This window comes from [Clostridium] clostridioforme AGR2157, assembly GCF_000424325.1.
GTDB lineage: Bacteria > Bacillota > Clostridia > Lachnospirales > Lachnospiraceae > Enterocloster > Enterocloster clostridioformis_A.
In genome coordinates this window covers 1-3345 of the sequence record NZ_AUJR01000109.1, presented here as the reverse complement: position 1 = coordinate 3345, position 3345 = coordinate 1, and the positions used below count along the sequence as shown (strand labels likewise).

Sequence of the window (3345 nt, the reverse complement as noted above, 5' to 3'; positions counted from 1 at the left end):
ATTGTCATTCGTATTTATTGGTATCACCTCCATCATTTGAACTTATCTTATCAAATGTGGATGGAAATTTATGGGTGCCGTGCATATTTTATCTGTATCCGGAATGCGGTTATGGAAGTGAGCCGGGATATTTATATGAATCATTACCGCGCTGTAAGAAGACGGAAATATCTGGCGGACGAAACGGACCAAAGGGAATTTTTGTATCATTCTTTAGACGCGGATGACATGATGGGAGAGGAAATACTATATGATGACACTACAGAATCAGTGGAGGAAGTGGTAATCAAGCAACTGTGCCTTGAACAACTTAAGCCGGCGATGGAGCAGCTGACTGCCGATGAGCGTAATCTGCTGTACGACATATATTATGAAGGGTTATCAGAACGGTTCCTCGCGGGAAAATACGGTGTGTCTCAACCTGCGATCCATAAGAGGAAGGAAAATATCCTCAAGCAGCTAAGAAAATGGCTGGGGGTAAAAAGCTAAATAGGATATATAATCGAGATAAAGGCAGCCGGGCCCGTTAATATCAGGCGGCTGCCTTTTGAATGAGGAAAAATTAAAGCTTTTGACTGTAATGTTCCTTTTCGTGAAAAATACCGGATATATATACAGTCTTGCCGGTTTCATCTACCAGAAAAAGAATCACGTATTGATAGTGATGTAAAGTAGCCTTGCGGTAACCTTTGATCTGCAGAAAGGCATCATCACATTGCTGATAGACGAAAGGATCCTTTTCTAAATGACAGTAGATGGATTCGATCTCTGTCAGAAGGCCGCGGGCAGCAGAAGGGTTCTTAAGATGGGATATGAGGTATTCCACGATGTGGTCCAATTGTTCCACTGCCTGTTCTGTTATTACAAGTTTATAATCCATATTTATTACCCAGGTCCGTCAGTGCGGTCCTTGCGTCCTGCGTCCTGCCCTCCCGTATCTGTTTTTCTGATTGTTCCAGCTCGCGGTAAAGGCTGGATTTCCACATGGAATTCTCATAGGTTTCCATACTCATGATTACCATATCCCCGTAACCATTTTTTGTGATAAAAATAGGCTCTTCTGACGTATGACATAGATCGGAGATATCGGATGTATTCTTTAAATCCCTGATTGGGATAATTTGTGGCATAGGTTTCACCTCCTGGATTTATTATGGCTTAATTATACCATTTTTATGTTCTGGAATCAATTTGAAATAAAGAATATGAAAAAAATTTTAAAAAGTTGGTTATCACTTGCCCTGTTTTTCGGCTTTTAAAAGTAGGGGGATATTTTTATCTTATTGTATCCAGCCAATGTACATTGAAAATTTCATATCCAGCCAACCAGTTACGTTGGCTATCCGGACGCGAGAAGCGGAAGCGACATGAGGGGAGCGCAATGACTGCCTGCGGAATATAGATTCCGTCAAAAGCCTGTAATAAGTTTTTTGTGGCATAAGGTAAGAGCGTCAAATTCCTGTCTCAAAATCAGTCCATAGCGGATTGAATCGCCATGACCCCGGATAGCTCATAATGATACTTCCGTCCAGTCACAGCCCCCTTGGCCGGGGACCACGCAATGAGGGCGGCCGCCAGAGAACCTGGCGGAGGTGGGATTCCTATGATGCCTGTCAGCTGCAGGCAGACGGGTTGGCGGCCCTGTCCAGATGCAATGTCTGGACAAGCTTCGGGGAGTAGTGTCGAATAGAAGCAACGAATAAAGTTGGAAAGAAGGTGATTTCAATGCCAGACCATGCAGCCGCCCGATCAAATCGGCTGCATGGATGTGGCATTGAGCAGGGAGGAAGAGAGAACGGAGTAGATCAGGTCACAGACATCATAAGGGAAAAAGCAGAAGAAAGGGGGGATGAATGATGTATAGGGGTGATATGTATTATGCAGATTTAAGCCCGGTAGTAGGATGTGAACAGGGAGGGGTGCGTCCGGTACTTATAATCCAGAACAATGTTGGAAACCGTTACAGTCCCACTGTCATTGTAGCGGCTATCACAAGCCGGATGGACAAGCATCCATTGCCAACCCATGTGGCAATCAGCCGGAAATATGGCTTGCAGAAAAATTCGATGATTCTGCTGGAGCAGGTCCGTACCATTGATAAATCGAGATTGAAGGAGTACATAGGACACCTGGATGGCAGGGATATGAGAGCAGTTAATATATCTTTGAAAATCAGTTTGGATGTGGAGCCGGAATTTGACCGGATATTCCTGGAGGAAAGACAAAAACAGAGTATTGTAATGATGTAAATCAAATGAAGAAAATCAAATAAAATATCAGGAGGTGAGGAATCTGTTAGAGGTTGTAATAAAAAGAAATGTTTGGCTCAAACAATTTACTTTACCATTTACAGATATCGGCTGTGCTGATATTGTGTCACGTTTTGATCATGACAGGCAGTTTGGAAACCAATGGACAATCCATTCCGTTAAATCGTTAGATCCATTGCTTTCATTCGCCTTAGAAGGCTGGGAGATAAATGATCTGTCATACTTCGATGAGCTTGAGCTGCTGGCAGTAAGATTAGAATATATGACAGAAATGGAGCAATTTGTTTTCAAGGCTGCGATAGAAACAGAGCAGCCAGTATCCATCCAGCAGATTATTAATCTTTCTTATAATCTGGATTGCTACAATGACACAAATTCAGAGGGGCAGAAGGAGCATCGGTGTGTGGAAGTTTATTAGGGAGACGGGGTAATCCCGGATCCTGCTTTTGACAAGCAGGCATTAATCGTATTGCACATCCATGCAAGGGACAGGAGAAAGGTGCCCAATATGTATTCACTGGCCTTGCCGCTATCTCCTTATCATTACCAAATGGCACAGTCAGCACTCAAGGAAGATCTGGAACTGTGCAGTTACACCCAGTGCGGCGGGTTATTTAAAGAAATATATGGTTATATTCCTGCCGGTACCCAATTAAGCGTAATCAACAGATTTGTGGCCCTTTTGAAAGATGAAATATTCGATGGTACGAAAGAATCATCTAATAAGATTATGGCGGTACTGGAGGCGGAATGTCCGAGGACAATAGAGGATGCCATACATGTGGTCAGGCATTTGGGCGACTATCAGGTTCTGGCGGACAGGGATGCATACGGAAAGAAACTCATGGGGCAATATGGCGCGGTCCTGACAGAACATGGAATTGTCATGAGCCGGAACTGGAAGTGTGAGAAACTGAATGAGGAAATTGTTACCAATCAAGTACGGTGGGTATTAGAGATTAAAAGCCATGGGGAGCTGACAACGGTACTGGCTGGTGGTCATGCCTTTTGCATACATGGAGAGGGAGTATGAAAGTTTTTCTGTAAATAGCTATCAAGCAGTAGGTCTTCTATG

General features: G+C 43.6%; 6 protein-coding genes. 4 read left to right on the top strand and 2 right to left on the bottom strand.

The genetic code is table 11. The features are described 5' to 3' along the window. Positions 1–489: RNA polymerase sigma factor (locus tag G614_RS28885; protein ID WP_207637862.1), on the top strand; the 489-nt coding region annotated here is incomplete at its 5' end. Positions 490–562: 73 nt separating this feature from the next. Here the strand turns inward: G614_RS28885 and G614_RS0123610 are convergent. Next, positions 563–880: a type II toxin-antitoxin system RelE/ParE family toxin gene (locus G614_RS0123610; RefSeq protein ID WP_027643850.1), complete on the bottom strand. Its 318-nt coding sequence runs from the start codon at positions 878–880 to the stop codon at positions 563–565. Further along, positions 870–1130 (bottom strand): type II toxin-antitoxin system Phd/YefM family antitoxin, encoded by a 261-nt coding sequence (locus tag G614_RS0123605; RefSeq protein WP_027643849.1) that lies wholly within the window; start codon positions 1128–1130, stop codon positions 870–872. Before G614_RS0123605 ends, G614_RS0123610 begins: the two co-directional genes overlap by 11 nt. Before the next feature lie 723 nt (positions 1131–1853). Here G614_RS0123605 and G614_RS0123590 point away from each other — a divergent pair. The 3 genes from G614_RS0123590 (at position 1854) to G614_RS0123580 (ending at position 3303) form a co-directional block, all read left to right on the top strand. Beyond that, positions 1854–2249 (top strand): type II toxin-antitoxin system PemK/MazF family toxin, encoded by a 396-nt coding sequence (locus G614_RS0123590; protein ID WP_027643848.1) that lies wholly within the window; start codon positions 1854–1856, stop codon positions 2247–2249. 34 nt (positions 2250–2283) lie between these two features. Further along, positions 2284–2688 (top strand): hypothetical protein, encoded by a 405-nt coding sequence (locus G614_RS0123585; RefSeq protein WP_027643847.1) that lies wholly within the window; start codon positions 2284–2286, stop codon positions 2686–2688. A 132-nt stretch (positions 2689–2820) separates the two neighbouring features. Further along, positions 2821–3303, top strand: a complete 483-nt coding sequence (locus tag G614_RS0123580; RefSeq protein WP_155245137.1) for a hypothetical protein — start codon at positions 2821–2823, stop codon at positions 3301–3303. The last annotated feature ends 42 nt before the right edge of the window (positions 3304–3345 follow it).

Excerpts from the sequence above, each read along its gene's own strand:
- G614_RS0123610 (WP_027643850.1), bottom strand. The coding sequence starts at position 880 with ATGGATTATAAACTTGTAATAACAGAACAGGCAGTGGAACAATTGGAC.
- G614_RS0123590 (WP_027643848.1), top strand. The coding sequence starts at position 1,854 with ATGATGTATAGGGGTGATATGTATTATGCAGATTTAAGCCCGGTAGTA.
- G614_RS0123605 (WP_027643849.1), bottom strand. The coding sequence starts at position 1,130 with ATGCCACAAATTATCCCAATCAGGGATTTAAAGAATACATCCGATATC.
- G614_RS0123580 (WP_155245137.1), top strand. The coding sequence starts at position 2,821 with ATGGCACAGTCAGCACTCAAGGAAGATCTGGAACTGTGCAGTTACACC.